We start from the raw sequence: 17012 nt of genomic DNA, 5'->3' as shown, positions 1-17012 counted from the left end.
GCCACCGCATCAGTCGATCCGGATTCGGTCTTTGACGATCATAGGTCCCGGCCCGCACCGTACGTCCGGGCCGATGCCGGCCCGGACGCCGACGAGGAGGTCGACGATGCTCGCCGCGATCGGATTCCTGACCATCGCCGTGTTCCTGGCGGCCGTGCTGTCCGGGCGGGTGTCGGTGCTGCTGGCCCTGACCGTCGTCCCGGCAGCAGCCGCCGTCGCCGCCGGGCTGGGCGGCGGGCTGGGCGAGTACGTCGCGACCGGTCTGGAGACCGTCGCCCCGGTCGCCATCATGATCACCTTCGCGATCCTGTACTTCAGCCTGATGCTCGACACCGGGCTGTTCGACCCGGCGATCCGCCGGGTGGTCCGGTGGGCGGGCGGGGACCCGTTGAAGATCTGCGTCGGCACGGCCGCGCTGACCGTGCTCGTCGCCCTCGACGGTGACGGCGCCTCCACCTTCCTGATCATGGTGAGCGCCATGCTGCCCCTCTACGACCGGCTCGGGATGCGCCGGATCGTGCTGGCGGCGCTGGTGTGCCTCGGGGCCGGGGTGATGAACATGATCCCGTGGGGCGGCCCGACGGCGCGGGCGATGGCCGCGCTCGACCTCACCGCCTCCGACGTGTTCGTGCCGCTGCTGCCCGCCATGGCCGCCGGCATCGCCTGGGTGCTGCTCGCGGCCTGGGTCATCGGCCGCCGCGAACGCGCCCGCCTCGGCGTCGTCGCGCTGCCCGAGCCCGCCGACGCACCCGGGGCCGCCGGGGCGCCCGCCGTGCGGTCGCGGGCCGACCGGGTCCGGTTCGTGGTCAACGTCGTGCTCACCCTGACCCTGGTCGTCGTGCTGCTCCTGCAGCTGGCCGACCTGCCGGTGGTGTTCCTCTGCGCCTTCGTCGTCGCACTGCTGGTCAACCGGCCGACCTGGGACGGCCAGCGCGCGCTGTTCGAGAAGCACGGCCACAACGTCGTGCTGGTGACGGCGATGATCTTCGCGGCGGGCGTGTTCACCGGCGTCCTGGGCGGCACCGGGATGATCACCGCGATGGCGCAGTCGCTGGTCGGGCTCGTCCCCGAGGGCGCGGGCGGCGTGCTCCCCGTCGCGGTGGCGCTGACCTCGATGCCGCTCAGCCTGGTGTTCACCCCGGACGCGTACTACTTCGGCGTCCTGCCGGTGCTGGCGGAGACCTCGGCCGCGCTGGGCGGCGACCCCGCGGAGGTCGCCCGGGCCGCGATCCTGGGTCAGATGACCACCGGGTTCCCGCTCAGCCCGCTCACCGCCTCGACCTTCATCCTGCTCGGGCTCACCGCCGTCGAGCTGGGCCGCCACCAGCGGTTCGTCTTCGGGTGGGCGTTCGGCACCACCGCCGTCATGACCGTCGTCGCGCTGCTCACCGGCGCCCTGAGCCTCTGAGGAGAGACCCCGATGCCCTCGGCCACCACCCGGATCGGCAGCGGTGCAGGCTTCGCCGGTGACCGCATCGGGCCCGCGGTCGACCTGGCCCGCCGCGGCGGGCTCGACGACCTCGTCCTGGAGTGCCTCGCCGAGCGCACCATCGCCCTCGGCCACCGCCGGCGCCTCGCCGACCCGGCCACCGGGTACGACCCCCGGCTCGGGCAGCGGCTGACCGCGCTGCTGCCGGACCTGCTCGCGGGCGGGGTCCGGCTGCTCACCAACATGGGGGCGGCCAACCCACCGGCGGCCGGTCGTGTCGTGCGCGAGCACCTCGACCGCCTCGGGTCGGCCGCGCCGGTGGCCGTCGTGACCGGCGACGACGTGCTCGACGCGATCGACCCGGCGGCGCCCGCGGCCGAGGACGGCCGCCCGCTGGGCGAGCACGGCGAGCTCGTGTCGGCCAACGCCTACCTCGGCGCCGACGCGATCGCGCCCGCGCTGGACACCGGGGCCGCGGTGGTCGTCACCGGGCGGGTGGCGGACCCGTCGCTGTTCCTCGCGCCGCTGGCGCACCGGCTCGGCTGGGACCTCGACCACCCTGACCAGGCCGCCGCGGGCACCCTGGTGGGTCATCTGCTGGAGTGCGCCGGGCAGCTGACCGGCGGGTACGCCGCCGACCCCGGGCACCTCGACGTCCCCCGGCTCGCCGAGCTCGGGTTCCCGTTCGCCGACGTCGCCGCCGACGGGACCGCGCGCTACGGCAAGCTCGACGGCACCGGCGGGCGCCTCGACCGGCACACGGTCCGCGAGCAGCTGCTCTACGAGGTGACCGACCCGACCGGCTACCGCACCCCCGACGTCGTCCTGGACCTGCGCGGCGTGTCCGTCGACGACGACGGGCCCGACCGGGTCCGCGTCGCCGGCGCCACCGGCCGGGCCCGCCCGGACGAGCTCAAGGTCAGCGTCGGCTACCGGGCCGGGCACCGGGTCGAGGCCGGGATCTCCTACGTGGGCCCGAACGCCGCGGCCCGGGCCCGGCTGGCCGCCGACGTCGTCGCCGAGCGGGTCCGCGGCCTCGCCGTCGCCCCCCGGATCGAGGTCCGCGGCGGCGACACCGACGCGCGGCTGCGGGTCGCGGCGCTGCACCACGACCCGGACGTGCTCGACGTCCTCGCCCACGAGGTGGAGGCGCTCTACACCAACGGCCCGGCGGGCGGGGGCGGTGTGCGCACCCGGCTCGACGAGGTCGTCGGTGTGCTGTCCACCCTCGTCCCCCGCGCGGCCGTCGTCCCGCGGGTCACCGTCCTGGAGGCCGGCTGTGCTGCTGCATGAGATCGCGCACTGCCGCGCGGGGGACAAGGGGACGGTGGCGACGCTGACCGTGGTCCCGTACGACGACGCGTCCTACCCGCTGCTCGTGGCCGTGCTGACCCCGCAGCTGGTGCGGGCGGGCCTGGACCGCTGGGTCGGCGGCGAGGTCACCCGCCACGAGCTGTCCCGGGTGAGCTGCCTGCAGTTCGTCTGCACCGGGATCCGCGGCGGCGGGGTCACCGTGTCGACCGAGCTGGACACGCACGGCAAGTCGTTGTCGTCGCGGCTGCTGGCACTGGCGCTCCCGCCGCCGCCCGGCCCGCGGTGAGCGGGACAGGCGCCGCGGGTCAGGCCCAGGCGAACAGGTCCAGCGACGAGCCGTCGGGGTCGGCGACGGTGGCGTAGCGCTGCCCCCACGGCGCGTCGAACGGGTCCAGCACCGAGGCGTGACCGGCCGTGGTGACCCGGCGCCAGGCGTCGTCGACGGCCGCGGCGGTCGGCAGCCGGAACGCCAGCCCGACCCGTCCGTGGCCGTCCGGGGCGACGCCCGGGTGGAAGCCCTCCACCATCGACTGCAGGTCCAGGGCCAGACGCACGCCGCCGCGCAGCGTGGTCTCCACGTGCGCCTCGGTCTCGGAGCCCTCGGGGAACTCCAGCCCCAGCAGGCGATAGAAGGCCAGCGAGCGGGTCATGTCGGTGACCACGATGCCGATCATGTCGAGCTCGGCGCCGATCGAGGTGTCCATGCCCACGACGCTAGGCCGCGGGCGGCCCGGCGTCGTGAACGGATCGGACAGTGCTCAGCGCTTCCCGCGGAAGCGGCGCAGCATGTCCTGCGCCCGCTTCCGGTTGCGCGGATCGCTCGCCATCCGCTTGGCCTGGTCGCTGTAGCGACGCCCCTGCGGGCTCTTCAGGAATGCGCTGATGCGCCCGATGATGCCGGCCATGAGGACCTCCGTGGTGGCGGGCCGCGACACGGACGTGCACGGCTCCGTGCACAGGATGCCCGTTTCGTCCGGACATCATTCCACCGGGTGACGATCCACGGACACGCGACGGGCCCCGCCGCAGGATGCGGCGGGGCCCGTGCGCGCGGAGCGTGCCTACAGGTACTGGCCGGTGTTCGACGCGGTGTCGATCGCGCGGCCGGTGGCGTCGTTCTTGCCGGTGACCAGGGTGCGGATGTAGACGATCCGCTCCCCCTTCTTGCCCGAGATCCGCGCCCAGTCGTCGGGGTTGGTGGTGTTCGGGAGGTCCTCGTTCTCGGCGAACTCGTCGACGATCGCGTCCAGCAGGTGCTGGACCCGCAGCCCCGGCTGGCCGGACTCGAGCACCGCCTTGATCGCGGACTTCTTCCCGCGGTCGACGATGTTCTGGATCATCGCGCCGGAGTTGAAGTCCTTGAAGTAGAGGGTCTCCTTGTCCCCGTTGGCGTAGGTGACCTCGAGGAAGCGGTTCTCCTCGGACTCGTCGTACATCCGCTCGACGATCCGCTGGATCATCGCGGTGGTGCACGCCGTGCGGTCGCCGCCGAACTCGGCCAGGTCGTCCTCGTGGATGGGCAGGGTGTCGGTGATGTACTTGGAGAAGATGTCGATCGCGCCCTCGGCGTCCGGGCGCTCGATCTTGATCTTCACGTCGAGCCGGCCCGGCCGCAGGATCGCCGGGTCGATCATGTCCTCACGGTTCGACGCACCGATGACGATGACGTTCTCCAGGCCCTCGACGCCGTCGATCTCGGCGAGGAGCTGGGGGACGATCGTCGTCTCGACGTCGGAGGACACACCCGAGCCACGGGTCCGGAAGATCGAGTCCATCTCGTCGAAGAACACGATCACCGGAGTGCCGGCGCTCGCCTTCTCCCGCGCGCGCTGGAAGATCAGCCGGATGTGCCGCTCGGTCTCGCCGACGAACTTGTTGAGCAGCTCGGGGCCCTTGATGTTGAGGAAGAACGCGCGCCCCTCGTCCGGGTCGTCGCCCCGCTGCTTGGCGATCTTCTTCGCCAGCGAGTTCGCGACGGCCTTCGCGATGAGCGTCTTCCCGCAGCCGGGCGGCCCGTAGAGCAGCACGCCCTTGGGCGGGCGCAGCTCGTACTGGGTGAACAGCTCGGTGTGCAGGAACGGCAGCTCGACCGCGTCCTGGATCTGCTCGATCTGCCGGGACAGGCCGCCGATGTCGGAGTAGGCGATGTCCGGGACCTCCTCGAGCACGAGGTCCTCGACCTCGGCCTTGGCGACCCGTTCGTAGGCGTAGCCCGCCCGCGAGTCGACCATGACCGAGTCGCCGGACTTGAGCGGGCTGGTGCCCTCCTCCTGTCCGAGCTCGAACAGCGGCGCCGCCAGCCAGACGACCCGCTCCTCGTCGGAGTGGCCGACGACCAGGCCGCGACCGGCCGAGCCGTCCTCACCCGGACGGGAGATGATCTCCCGCAGCGAGTAGAGGTCACCGACCTGCTCGAAGCCCATGGCCTCGACCACGGTGAGCGCCTCGTTGAGCCGGACGGACTGGCCGCTGCGCAGCGTCTCGCCCTCGACCGCCGGGGACACGGGGACCCGCATCCGGCGGCCGGAGGTGAAGACGTCGACCGTGTCGTCGTCGTACCGGCCGAGGAAGACCCCGTAGCCGGACGGCGGCTGCGCGAGCCGGTCGACCTCCTCGCGGAGCGCGACCAGCTGGCCGCGGGCCTCCTTGAGGGTCTCGGTCAGCTTCTCGTTCCGAGCGTTGAGCGCGGAGAGCCGGCTCGTGGTCTCGGCGAGCCGCTGTTCCAGCACTCGGGCGTGCCGGGGCGTCTCGGTCAGCCGTTGACGCAGCGTGGAGATCTCGTGCTCGAGATGACGGATGTGCTCGGCGGCCTCAGCGGGGCTGAGGTCGCGGTCAGACTGGAAACCCTGGTTGCCGGGACCGTCGTCGTAGGGGTGGTTCACGGCAGCCTCCCTCCGTGTTCCGTCTCACCACGGTACCCGTGACGGGTGACCGCGACGGTGCGTCGAACCGGTGATCCGGGCCTCAGCCGGTCGGCACCATGTGGTCACTCTGCGGCTTCACGGGCGTCACCGCCACGTCCACACGGAGGGTAGTTCGTAACGTTCTCGTTCCGCGCTCCGGCGCGTCGCGGCCGTGATCCGGTCGAAACCGGACAGAACGCACAGGTCAGCGGCCGGTCGGCCGTCGCTGCTGCCGGGGCGGCGTGACGCCGTCGGCGAGCCGCCGGGTGGTCAGCAGGAAGGCCGTATGGGCGATCATCCGATGCTCCGGACGGACGGCCAGACCCACCACGTGCCAGGGGCGGACCATCGCCTCCCAGGACTCGGGCTCGGTCCAGCACTGCATCTCCCGCAGCGCCTCGGTGAGCACCGACAGCTGGGTGGTGGTCGCGACGTAGCCGACGAGGATCCCGCCCGGCACCAGGCAGTCGCGGACGGTGTCGAGCACGTCCCACGGCGAGAGCATGTCCAGCACGACCCGGTCGACCTCGCCGCGGTGCTGCCTGACGTCACCGACGGTCAGCTCCCAGTGCGGGGGCCGGTGGCCGAAGAAGGTCTCGACGTTGGTGACCGCGTGCGGGGCGTGGTCGTCGCGGACCTCGTAGGAGATCACCTTGCCGGTCGGCCCGACGGCCTGCAGCAGCGAGCAGGTCAGTGCGCCGGACCCGGCACCGGCCTCCAGCACCCGCGCGCCGGGGAACACGTCGCCCCACATGAGGATCTGCGCGGAGTCCTTGGGGTAGATCACCTGGGCGCCGCGGGGCATCGACAGCACGTAGTCGGCCAGGCGGGGGCGCATGGTCAGGTACGGCGTGTTCGCCGCGGAGTGCACGAGCCCGCCCTCGGGCGAGCCGATGATGTCGTCGTGGTCGATCTGGCCGCGGTGGGTGTGGTACGCCCCGCCGGCCTGGAGGACGACGGTGTAGCGGCGCCCCTTGGGGTCGGTGAGCTGCACCCGGTCGCCCTCGCGGAACGGCCCGCCGCGGCGCGGGGGTTCCCAGACGACGTCGGCGCTCCCGGCGACGTGGTCGTCGCCGGCGGGGCCGGCGTCGGCCGGGCCGGCGTCGGCCGGGTCGGCGGCGCTGGGGTCGGCGTCGGGGAGGTCGGCGTCGACGGGACCGGTGGCACCGTCGGAGGTCGGGAGGGCGTCGTGCACGGGCGACGACGCTATCCGCGCTCCCGCACGGCCCGGTCGCCGGGGCGTCGGCGGCGCGGCACGAGCAGGCAGAGCCCCAGCAGCAGGAGCACCGCGCCCCCACCGACCACCAGGCCCGGGCCGGTCCGCAGGAACCCGGCTGCGCCACCGACCCAGGGCAGGTGGTACCAGACCCGGCCCAGCAGGTCCTGCGCCGTCACCGGATGCGGATCCGGCGCCGGGTTCGCGTCGCCGCGGGTGGTGAACACGGGGCCGGGATCGACCGCGACCACACGGTGGGTGACGGTCCGGGTCTCGCCGCTGGCCCGGTCGCGGTCGACGAAGGAGATCAGGTCACCGACGACGACGCCGTCCGCGTCCACCGGGCGGGACACGACCAGCGACCCGACCGGCAGGGTCGGGACCATGCTCCCGGACAGCACCGTGTACGCGCGGGACCCGGTGACCGCGGGGACGACGGCGACCGCCACGGCCAGCCCGACCAGCCCGAGCACGACGACGGTGACGAGCGCACCGCCGATCCGGCGCCACGGCGACGGGCGGAGGCCGGCCGGTGCCGGCCACGACGTGCGCGAGGGTGCAGCGGGGTCTCGGCCCATCGGATCACCCTAGGTCGGCGTCCGGGCACGTGACGTACACGATCGTGCGGTGAGCTGCGCCGATGCAGCGGGAACGTCCACGCGCATGGACACACGCACACGCCTCGGGATCGGCGTCGCCGCGGTCGCGGTCGCGGTACTCGCGATCGGCCTCGGCACCTACGCCGCCTTCACCGACACCGAGGACGGGCCGGGTGGGCAGGTCTCCTCCGGCACCCTCGACCTCACCGTCGGCTCCAACGCCGACAAGGTCCTCTTCAACCAGGCCAACATCGCCCCCGGCTTCTCCACCACCGTCACCGTCGACGTCCGCAACGCCGGTTCCGTCCCCGGCACCGTCACCGGATCGCTGACCGCGACCGGGTCCGACGTCACCTGCACCGAGCCCGAGGCGGAGGCGGAGAAGGTGGCCGCGAACGCCTGCGCCGCCGGCGGCAACCTGCAGGACGAGATGACCGTCCAGGTCGTCTCCGGGCCGGGGGTGGGCACCACGGGGGCGGCCGTACCGCTGCGCACCTTCGTCCAGAGCCCGCTGCCGTCCGGGCCGCTGGGCGCCGGGGCCACCGGTACCTACACGCTGACCTTCGCGCTGCCGCCGTCGGCGGACAACAAGGTGCAGGGCGACCGGATCACCGTCGGGTCGACGTTCACCCTGAACCAGTCGTGAGCCCGGCGGTCCCCCGGCGGCGGGCAGCGCTCGCGCTGGGGGCCGCGGCCGTGATCGTCGCGGTCTCGGCCGCGGCCTGGGGCACCTGGGCCGTGTTCACCGACAGCGACCCGGGTGCCGCGGGTTCGACCTCGGCGGGCACGGTGGTGCTGGGCGGGCGGGCGACCCCGCCCGCGGTCGCACTGACCGGCCTGCGGGCGAACTCGACGACGACCACCTCGGTGACCGTGGACTACCGCGGTTCGGTGCCGGCGACGCTGTCGGTGTCGCTGCCGGCGTACTCCTCGACCGCCTGCACCAGCGGGGTCGGCGGGCTGCTCGACGGCCTGAACGTCGGCTCGCTCACGGTCCGGATCGGGTCGCGGGCCGCCGAGTCGTACTGCGCGCTGCTCGACGGGAAGGACCGCATCGTCACCACACTCGCCCCCGGCACCGTGGTGACGGTCCCGCTGACCGTCGCGGTGGGCCCGGTCGTGCTCCTGCCCCGCACCGAGGGCGCGACACTCCGGCTGCGGGTCTCGGGCGGGTTCACCGACCGGGTGGACGGGACCCTGCGGATCGGCACGACCCTGCTCGGGGCCCGCTCGCTGCGGGTCGCCGCGCCGAGCGTCGCCCCGGCCGTCGCCGCCCCGCCCGCCGAGTGCGTGGACGCCGGTATCACCTCGGTCACCGAGACCGTCGTCCTGAGCGGGGACGGCGCCGTCTTCGACGCCCGCACCGACCGGCCGGGGGCCACCGGGCCGCTGCTCGTCGTGGGCACCCCCGGACCCGACCGGATCACCGGGTCCGCGGGGCGGGACTGCGTGGTCGGGGCGGGCGGGGACGACGTGCTCGACGGCGGGGCCGGGGACGACGTGCTGCTCGGCGGCGACGGCGACGACCGTCTCTCCGGCGGGCACGGCGCCGACCGGCTGTACGGCGGCGCCGGAGCCGACACCCTGCTCGGCGGACCGGAGAACCCGCGCGTGCCGGACCTGCTGCACGGCGGGCTCGCCGACGGCGCGACCTGTCCGGACGCCGGCCCGGAGGACCTCCTGACCGCGTGCACGGCACCGGCCCCCGCCGCGACGCCACCGGCGGCCGCACCGTCACCGGCACCCGGCGCGACTCCGGTGCCGGAAGGCTCGGCCGACCCGGCCGCGCCCGGGGACCCCGCCTCCACACCCCCGGAGCCGGCCCCGCCAGCGCCGGCCGTGCCCGAGGGCGAGCCCGACCCGGCGACGACCGCGCCGCCCGGCTGATCGGATCCCGGAATCGTCGGGGGGCACGGCTAGCCTGCCCGTCGTGACCGTCGAGGAGCCCCCGTCCGCCCACGCGGCCGGGGCCGGTGCGTCCCCGGCCGCCACCGCACCGCGTCCCCCCGCCCTGTCCCCGTCGCGTGCGGCGGACTTCCGCCGCTGCCCACTGCTCTACCGGTTCCGTGCGGTCGACCGGCTCCCGGAGCCGCCGTCGCAGGCGCAGGTCCGCGGGACACTGGTGCACGCGGTGCTGGAGCGGCTGTTCGCCCGGGACCCGGCCGACCGGACCCCGCAGGCCGCACGGGGGCTGCTCGGACCCTGCTGGGACGACCTCGCGGCCGCGGAGCCCGCCGCGGCGGCGCTGTTCAGCGGCCCGGAGGACCCGCAGCTCGCACTCTGGCTGGACTCGGCCTCGGCGCTGCTCGACCGCTACTTCGCGCTGGAGGACCCGGCCGGCGTCACCGCGACGGCGGTGGAGACCCGCATCGAGGCGGCCCTGCCCGGTGCCGGCGGCACGGCGCCGGTGCCGCTGCGCGGCATCCTGGACCGGCTCGACGACGGTCCCGACGGGCTGCGGGTGGTCGACTACAAGACCGGCGCGACGCCCGGCGAGGGCTACGAGTCCGGCGTGCTGTTCCAGCTCAAGTTCTACGCACTGGCCGTCCTGCTGACCCACGGCCGCGTCCCCGACGAGCTGCGCCTGCTCTACCTGGCCGACGGCACCGCCCTGACCTACCGGCCCGACGCCGAGGAGCTCACCCGCTTCGGGCGCCTGCTCGAGGCGGTGTGGACCGCCATCCGGCTCGCCGCCCCCACCGGGGACTTCCGGCCCCGCACCGGCCCGGCCTGCCGCACCTGCGACCACAAGATCCACTGCCCCGCCTGGGGCGGCACTCCCCCGCCGTACCCCGGCTGGCCGGGCGGCGCGGCATGATCGACGGGTGAGCGCACCGCCCCCGATCCCGCCCGGCCCGTTCTACCTGCCCCGCGGCGAGCAGACCGCCGACGGCGTCACCCGCGCCGCCTTCGAGGCGACGCCGTCGACGACCGGCCCCTGGTTCGCCGACGCCCAGCACATGGGCCCGCCCTCGGCGCTGCTGGTCCGCGCCCTGGAACGGCTGCCCGAGTCCCGCCCCGGCGGCGCCCGGGCCGGGTGGCGGATCGCCCGCGTCACGGTCGAGGTGCTCGGGGCGGTGCCCGCCGGGCCGGTCACGGTCACCGCGGGCGTCGAACGGCCCGGACGGACGATCGAGCTGCTGTCGGCGACGATGCGCGCCGGTGACCGGGACGTGCTCCGGGCCCGGGCCTGGCGGCTCGCCGCGTCCGACACCGCCGTCGTCGCGCAGGGGCAGGCCGTCGCGCTGCCCGGGCGGGACGCCGCCGTCGTGCGCACCGAGCGGCCGGACGGCTGGCTGCCCGGGTTCCTCGACGCGATCGAGTGGGCCTGGCTCGACGGGGGCCGCCTCGGCGACGAGGGCCCGGGGCGCGGCTGGATCCGGATGCGGGTCCCGCTCGTCGAGGGCGAGGAGCCGAGCCCGGCGCAGCGGCTGATGGTCGCCGCGGACTGTGCGAACGGGCTCGCCGCACCGCTGGACGTGACGCGCTGGCTGTTCGTCAACACCGAGCTGACGGTGCACCTGCACCGGGCCCCGGCCGGCGAGTGGATGGGCGTCGACGCCGCGACCGTCGTCGGGCCGGACGGGCTGGGCACCTGCTCGGCCACCCTGTTCGACGACGACGGGCACACCGGCCGGATCGCCCAGGCCCTGACCGTCCGGGCCCGCTAGCCGTACGGCCGCCGGCACCGCCCCGGGCCGCACGACGGCGGCCCGCCACCGGAGTCACCGGGGCGGGCCGCCGTGGGGGGAACGGACGTCGGACGGGGTGGGCTCAGTGGCCGTGGCCGTTGACCGTCATCGCGCGGCAGGACCGGATCTCGGAGGTGAGGATCGCGGTGGCGCCGATGTCGGCGAGCTTGTCCATGACGCGGTTCGTGTCCTTGGTGCGCACCATCGTGCGGACCGCGACCCAGCCCTTCTTCGACAGCGGCGAGACCGTCGGCGCCTGCAGGCCCGGTGCGACCTTCTCCACTGCCTCCAGCAGCCCCTCCGGGCAGTCGAAGTCCATCATCAGGTACTCGCGGGCCACGACGACGCCCTGCAGCCGGTCGGCGAAGACCTTCTTCAGACGGGTGGTCTCGGCGTCCTCGGCGCGGTCGTGCCGCTTCTCCCGCTCGATGAGCGTGGCCTGCGAGGTGGCGATGGCCTCGCCGATGATCTGCAGACCGTGCTGGCGCAGGGTGCGGCCGGAGGACACGACGTCGGCGATCGCGTCGGCCAGACCCAGCTGGATGGAGATCTCCACCGCGCCGTCGAGCTTCACGATCTCCGCGCCGATCCGCTTGCCGGACAGGTACGAGCGGACCAGACGGGGGTAGGAGGTCGCGATCTTGCGGCCGTCGAGGTCCTCGATCTTCCAGTCGGCGTCGGCCGGGGCCGCGAAGTGGAACCGCGACCTGCCGAAGCCGAGCGGGATGATCTCCTGGGTCTGACTGCCCGACTCCTCCATGAGGTCGAAGCCGGTGACGCCCAGATGCAGGTCACCCTTGCCGACGTAGGTCGCGATGTCCTTGGGCCGCAGGTAGAAGAACTCGATCTCGTTCTCGTCGTCGACCACGCTGAGGTCGCGCGAGTCGGTCCGCTGGCGGTACCCCGCCTCGCGCATCATCGTCGCGGCGGGCTCGGCCAGGGTGCCCTTGTTCGGCAGTGCCACGCGGAGCATTTCCGCTCTCCTGACGGTCGTCGTCGGTGGTGGTGTCGGTGGGTCGGGTCGACCTACAGATGCTTGTACACGTCCTCGAGGGTGAGCCCCCGCTGGAGCATGATCACCTGCAGCCGGTACAGCAGCTGCGAGATCTCCTCCGCCAGCTCGTCGTCGCCCTGGTACTCGGCGGCGATCCAGACCTCACCGGCCTCCTCGAGCACCTTCTTGCCCTGGGCGTGCACCCCGGCGTCCAGCGCGGCGACGGTCCCCGAGCCGGCCGGCCGCTCCTGGGCCTTGGCCTGCAGCTCGGCGAACAAGTCGTCGAATGTCTTCACGGGTACCAGTGTGAACGGTGACCCACGCCGCACGCCGGGCGCATCCGGGGCGGTAAGCCGTGTGGGCAACGGACCGCGCCGGATGGTTCACCCGGAGTGAGCAAGACCAGGTCGGGGTGCCGCTCGTCGCCGCGAACGGCCCGCTCACACCGGCGCCTGCGCCGTTCAGCGGGCCCGGACCTCCGCGAGGACCGCCCCGAGCTCGGCCGGCCCGATCCCGGCGAGGGTCTCGCGCAGCACCCGGCGCGGACCGGCCGGCACCTCGAGCTCGCAGGGCACCACCAGCACCGCGCAGCCGGCCCGCTCGGCCGACAGCGCACCCGTCGGCGAGTCCTCCACCGCGACGCAGTCGCCCGGTTCGACCCCGAGCAGCTCGGCGCCGCGCCGGTAGGGCTCGGGCTGCGGCTTGGGCTCGCGCACCTCGTCGCCGGGCACGACGGCGGTGAAGTGCTCCCGGCCCAGGGTGTCCAGCGCCCGCTCCACCAGCACCCGGATGGTGTTGGTGACGAGCACGGCGGGGATGCCCGCCTCGCGCAGGGCGCCGAGCAGCTCCCGGGCACCGGGCCGCCACGGCACGCCGTGGGAGAACAGCTCCCCGGCGCGGTCGTAGAGCCACTCGCCGGTCTCGCGGTACTCGTCGGCGGGGATCGTGCCGGGGTCGCGCCCGGCCTCCCGGAAGCAGATCCGCAGCGACGAGTCGAGCGAGCCGCCGACCGACTCCAGCCGGGCCGCGAGGCTCAGCTCCGGGGCGCCGAGGTGCTTCATGAGGTCGTTGAGGGCGACCTCCCACACCTTCTCCGAGTCGATCAGGGTGCCGTCCATGTCCAGCAGCACACCCGCGGGCCGGGGCGTCGTCGGCTCAGGCATCGGGGGTGTACCCCAGGTTCGGGCGCAGCCACTTCTCGACGACGGCGACGTCCACACCGAGCCGGCCGGCGTAGTCGGCGACCTGGTCGGGCCCGATCCGGCCGACGGTGAAGTACCGCGACTCCGGGTGGGCGAACATCATGCCGCTGACCGCGGCCGCCGGGGTCATGGCGAAGGACTCGGTGAGCCCCACGCCGGTCTCCTCGGCGCCCAGCAGGTCGAACAGCGGCCGCTTGAGCGTGTGGTCCGGGCAGGCCGGGTAGCCGAACGCGGGCCGGATGCCCCGGAACCGCTCGGCGTGCAGGTCCTCGACGGCCTGGTTCGCGTCGGGCTCGAACCACTCGCGGCGGGCCTGCCGGTGGGCGTACTCGGCGAAGGCCTCGGCGAGCCGGTCGGCCAGCGCCTTCACCATGATCGCCTTGTAGTCGTCGAGCGCGGTCTCGAACTCGGCCGCCATGTCCTCGGCGCCGTGGATGGACACCGCGAACGCGCCGAGGTGGTCCCCGTCGGGCGCCACGTAGTCGACGAGGCTGCGGTTGGCCCGCCCCTGCGGCTTGACCGTCTGCTGGCGCAGCATCGGCAGCCGCACGTCGCCGCCGTCGGGTGAGATCACGATGTCCTCGCCCTCGGCGCGGGCCGGCCAGAAGCCGTAGACGCCGCGGGCGGTGAACCGGTCCTCGGCGATGATCTGGTCGAGCATCGCGTTGGCGTCGTCGTAGAGCTCCTTGGCGACCGGCGAGTTCAGGATCTGCGGGAACTTGCCCTTCAGCTCCCAGGCCAGGAACAGGAACTGCCAGTCGATCAGCTCGCGGAGCTCGGCGATCGTGGGCTCGCACGGGCGGACCCCGGTGAACTCCGGGACGGGCAGCTCGCCGAAGTCGATGCTCTCGCGGTTGGCGACGGCGTCGGCGAAGGGCAGCAGCGGCTTGGCCTGCCGGCCCTCGTGCTGCTCGCGCAGCCGCTGCTGGTCGGCGTCGTTGCGCCGGGACAGGGCCTCGGCGCGGTCGTCGTCGAGCAGGTCCGACACGACCCCCACGACCCGGGAGGCGTCCAGGACGTGCAGGACGTCGCCCTGGTACTGCTGGGCGATCTTCACCGCGGTGTGCTGGCGGGAGGTCGTGGCCCCGCCGATCAGCAGCGGCAGCTTCAGGCCGCGCCGCTCCATCTCGGTGGCCACGTTCACCATCTCGTCGAGCGAGGGGGTGATCAGGCCGGACAGCCCGACGACGTCGGCGCCCTCGGCGACGGCGGTGTCGAGGATGGTCTGCGCGGGCACCATCACGCCGAGGTCGATGACCTCGTAGCTGTTGCAGCCCAGCACGACCCCGACGATGTTCTTCCCGATGTCGTGCACGTCGCCCTTGACCGTGGCCATGACGACCTTGCCGTGGCCGCGGGCGTCGATCTCGCCGCGGGCCTTGGCCTCCTCCTTCTCCTTCTCCATGAAGGGCTCGAGGTAGGCGACGGCGCGCTTCATCACGCGGGCGGACTTCACGACCTGGGGCAGGAACATCTTGCCGTCGCCGAACAGGTCGCCGACGACCTTCATGCCGTCCATCAGCGGGCCCTCGATGACGTCGAGCGGCCGCGCGGCCTGCGCGCGGGCCTCCTCGGTGTCGGCCTCGACGAAGTCGACGATGCCGTGCACGAGCGCGTGCGACAGGCGGGCGCGGACGTCGGCCTCCCGCCAGGACAGGTCGACCTTGCGCTGGGTGCCCTCGCCCTTGAACCGGTCGGCGTTCTCCACGAGCCGGTCGGTGGCGTCGGGGCGGCGGTTGAACAGGACGTCCTCGACCATCTCGAGCAGGTCGGCCGGGATGTCCTGGTAGACCGCGAGCTGACCGGCGTTGACGATCCCCATGTCCAGACCGGCCTTGATGGCGTGGAACAGGAAGGCCGAGTCCATGGCCTCGCGGACGACGTTGTTGCCGCGGAAGGCGAAGGACAGGTTCGAGACACCACCGGAGATGTGGGCGCCGGGGCAGCGCTCCTTGATCCGTGGGCAGGCCTCGATGAAGTCCTTCGCGTAGTCGTTGTGCTCCTCCATGCCGGTGGCGATGGCGAGGATGTTCGGGTCGAAGATGATGTCGTGCGGGTCGAGCCCGGCCTTCTCGACGAGCAGGTCGTAGGCGCGGCCGCAGATCTCGACCTTGCGGTCGGCGGTGTCGGCCTGGCCGGTCTCGTCGAAGGCCATGACCACCACGCCCGCGCCGTAGGCCTTGACCTTGCGGGCCTGCTCCAGGAAGGGCTCCTCGCCCTCCTTGAGGCTGATCGAGTTGACGACGCCCTTGCCCTGCACGCACTGCAGGCCCGCCTCGATCACCGACCACCGCGAGCTGTCGATCATGATCGGCAGCCGGGCGACCTCGGGCTCGGTGGCCAGCAGGTTGAGGAAGGTGCGCATCTCGTCGGCGGACTCGAGCAGGTCGGCGTCCATGTTGACGTCGAGCATGTTCGCGCCGCCGCGGACCATGTCCAGCGCGACGTCGAGCGCGCCGTTGTAGTCCTTCGACTCGATGAGCCTGCGGAACCGCTTGGAGCCGGTGACGTTGGTCCGCTCACCGATCATCACGAACCCGGTGTCGGGGCCGATCTCGAAGCGCTCCAGGCCGGAGAAGCGGGTGCGCTGCGGGGCCTGCGCCGGCACCCGCGGCGGCAGCCCCTTGACCCGGTCGGCGATGTGGCGGATGTGCTCCGGGCCGGTGCCGCAGCAGCCGCCGACGATGTTGACCAGCCCGGACTCGGCGAACTCCTTCAGGAAGTCCGCGGTCTGCTCGGGGGTCTCGTCGTAGCCGCCGAAGGCGTTCGGCAGGCCCGCGTTGGGGTAGGTGGCGACGAACGCGTCGCTGATCTCGGCCAGCGCGACGGCGTGCGGGCGCATCTCGTCGGCGCCCAGTGCGCAGTTCAGCCCGACGACGAGCGGCGCGGCGTGGCGCACCGAGGTCCAGAACGCGTCGACGGTCTGCCCGGACAGGGTGCGCCCGGAGCGGTCGACGATGGTCACCGAGATCCACACGGGGAGGTGCGGGGCGACGTCGTGCGCGGCCTGCAGCGCGGCCTTCGAGTTCAGCGTGTCGAAGATGGTCTCGATCAGCAGGATGTCGACGCCGCCGTCGTCCAGCGCGGCGATCTGCTGGGCGTAGGAGTCGTAGACCTGCTCGTAGGACACCGCCCGGTAGGCGGGGTCGTCGACCTTCGGCGACAGCGACAGCGTGACGTTCAGCGGACCGATGGAGCCGGCCACCCACTTGGGCTCGCCGGTGGCCTTCTCGGCCTCGTCGGCGGCCTCGCGGGCCAGCCGCGCCGCGGCCACGTTCATCTCGTCGACCTTCGACTCCAGGCCGTAGTCCGCCTGGCCGATCGTGGTCGCGGTGAAGGTGTTGGTCGTCGTCAGGTCGGCGCCGGCGTCGAAGTAGTTGCGGTGCGCCTGGAGGATCAGGTCCGGACGGGTGAGGTTGAGCAGGTCCGGGTCGCCGTTGGTGTCCTTGGGGTGGCCGTGCAGCCAGTCCGCGGAGTAGTCCTCCGGGGTGAGGCCGAGGCCCTGGATGACGGTGCCCCACGCCCCGTCGATGACGCCGATGCGCCGGCCCAGCAGCTCCGTCAGCTGCTCGGTCCGCCGGGCCGCTCGTTCGACCCGTTCGGGGTCGACCGGGCGGGTCGTGCTGTGGTCGTCCGAAGAGATGCCCACCGAGTGATCCGCTC

General features: G+C 73.4%; 16 protein-coding genes. 7 read left to right on the top strand and 9 right to left on the bottom strand.

All coding sequences use genetic code 11. The features are described 5' to 3' along the window. The first annotated feature begins 106 nt into the window (after nucleotides 1-106). The 3 genes from KPF22_RS15245 to KPF22_RS15235 are packed head-to-tail and all read left to right on the top strand — an operon-like array spanning nucleotide 107 to nucleotide 3029. The gene (locus KPF22_RS15245; RefSeq protein ID WP_208823755.1) at nucleotides 107-1408 is read left to right on the top strand and encodes a CitMHS family transporter; all 1302 of its coding nucleotides are present in this window, start codon (nucleotides 107-109) and stop codon (nucleotides 1406-1408) included. Nucleotides 1409-1420: 12 nt separating this feature from the next. After that, nucleotides 1421-2722, top strand: coding sequence for an acyclic terpene utilization AtuA family protein (locus tag KPF22_RS15240; protein WP_208823756.1), 1302 nt, complete (start codon nucleotides 1421-1423; stop codon nucleotides 2720-2722). Then, nucleotides 2709-3029 (top strand): hypothetical protein, encoded by a 321-nt coding sequence (locus KPF22_RS15235; protein WP_208823757.1) that lies wholly within the window; start codon nucleotides 2709-2711, stop codon nucleotides 3027-3029. The genes KPF22_RS15240 and KPF22_RS15235 overlap by 14 nt, the downstream gene beginning before the upstream one ends. A gap of 19 nt (nucleotides 3030-3048) precedes the next feature. On the opposite strand, the gene KPF22_RS15230 is transcribed toward KPF22_RS15235, so the two are convergent. From KPF22_RS15230 to KPF22_RS15210, 5 genes are all read right to left on the bottom strand, one after another. Next, on the bottom strand, nucleotides 3049-3447 hold the full coding sequence (locus KPF22_RS15230) for a VOC family protein (RefSeq protein ID WP_208823759.1): 399 nt from the start codon (nucleotides 3445-3447) through the stop codon (nucleotides 3049-3051). Between the two features lie 54 nt (nucleotides 3448-3501). After that, entirely contained in the window at nucleotides 3502-3648 is a 147-nt protein-coding gene (locus KPF22_RS15225; RefSeq protein ID WP_224402468.1) for a hypothetical protein, read from the bottom strand. A 156-nt stretch (nucleotides 3649-3804) separates the two neighbouring features. Next, the gene (gene arc, locus KPF22_RS15220; protein WP_178373760.1) at nucleotides 3805-5625 is read right to left on the bottom strand and encodes a proteasome ATPase; all 1821 of its coding nucleotides are present in this window, start codon (nucleotides 5623-5625) and stop codon (nucleotides 3805-3807) included. Nucleotides 5626-5851: 226 nt separating this feature from the next. After that, nucleotides 5852-6841 carry a tRNA (adenine-N1)-methyltransferase gene (locus KPF22_RS15215; protein ID WP_224402467.1) on the bottom strand — a complete coding sequence of 330 codons (990 nt, stop codon included), beginning with the start codon at nucleotides 6839-6841 and terminating at the stop codon, nucleotides 5852-5854. An 11-nt stretch (nucleotides 6842-6852) separates the two neighbouring features. Then, nucleotides 6853-7440 carry a signal peptidase I gene (locus tag KPF22_RS15210; protein WP_208823761.1) on the bottom strand — a complete coding sequence of 196 codons (588 nt, stop codon included), beginning with the start codon at nucleotides 7438-7440 and terminating at the stop codon, nucleotides 6853-6855. Nucleotides 7441-7525: 85 nt separating this feature from the next. Here KPF22_RS15210 and KPF22_RS15205 point away from each other — a divergent pair, with 85 nt between their 5' ends. The 4 genes from KPF22_RS15205 to KPF22_RS15185 are packed head-to-tail and all read left to right on the top strand — an operon-like array spanning nucleotide 7526 to nucleotide 11132. After that, nucleotides 7526-8107, top strand: a complete 582-nt coding sequence (locus tag KPF22_RS15205; RefSeq protein WP_224402466.1) for a TasA family protein — start codon at nucleotides 7526-7528, stop codon at nucleotides 8105-8107. Continuing rightward, nucleotides 8104-9348, top strand: a complete 1245-nt coding sequence (locus KPF22_RS33160; protein WP_308010400.1) for a calcium-binding protein — start codon at nucleotides 8104-8106, stop codon at nucleotides 9346-9348. The genes KPF22_RS15205 and KPF22_RS33160 overlap by 4 nt, the downstream gene beginning before the upstream one ends. A 43-nt stretch (nucleotides 9349-9391) precedes the next feature. After that, a complete protein-coding gene (locus tag KPF22_RS15190; protein WP_224402465.1) occupies nucleotides 9392-10279 on the top strand; it encodes a PD-(D/E)XK nuclease family protein in 888 nt (295 codons plus the stop codon). A 7-nt stretch (nucleotides 10280-10286) separates the two neighbouring features. Then, nucleotides 10287-11132: a thioesterase family protein gene (locus KPF22_RS15185; protein ID WP_208820908.1), complete on the top strand. Its 846-nt coding sequence runs from the start codon at nucleotides 10287-10289 to the stop codon at nucleotides 11130-11132. A 103-nt stretch (nucleotides 11133-11235) separates the two neighbouring features. On the opposite strand, the gene hisG is transcribed toward KPF22_RS15185, so the two are convergent. From hisG to metH, 4 genes are all read right to left on the bottom strand, one after another. Further along, complete coding sequence (gene hisG / locus KPF22_RS15180; protein ID WP_062395153.1) at nucleotides 11236-12126, bottom strand: ATP phosphoribosyltransferase; 891 nt, start codon at nucleotides 12124-12126, stop codon at nucleotides 11236-11238. 53 nt (nucleotides 12127-12179) lie between these two features. Next, entirely contained in the window at nucleotides 12180-12443 is a 264-nt protein-coding gene (locus KPF22_RS15175; protein WP_062395155.1) for a phosphoribosyl-ATP diphosphatase, read from the bottom strand. Nucleotides 12444-12608: 165 nt separating this feature from the next. Next, complete coding sequence (locus KPF22_RS15170) at nucleotides 12609-13310, bottom strand: HAD family phosphatase (protein ID WP_208820906.1); 702 nt, start codon at nucleotides 13308-13310, stop codon at nucleotides 12609-12611. Then, the gene (gene metH, locus KPF22_RS15165) at nucleotides 13303-16998 is read right to left on the bottom strand and encodes a methionine synthase (RefSeq protein ID WP_224402464.1); all 3696 of its coding nucleotides are present in this window, start codon (nucleotides 16996-16998) and stop codon (nucleotides 13303-13305) included. Before metH ends, KPF22_RS15170 begins: the two co-directional genes overlap by 8 nt. Between the last annotated feature and the right edge of the window lie 14 nt (nucleotides 16999-17012).

Origin of the sequence: Pseudonocardia sp. ICBG1034 (genome assembly GCF_020131375.1) — a bacterium.
In the GTDB taxonomy this organism is placed as follows: domain Bacteria; phylum Actinomycetota; class Actinomycetes; order Mycobacteriales; family Pseudonocardiaceae; genus Pseudonocardia; species Pseudonocardia alni.
This window is presented reverse-complemented; position numbering and strand designations above follow the sequence as displayed.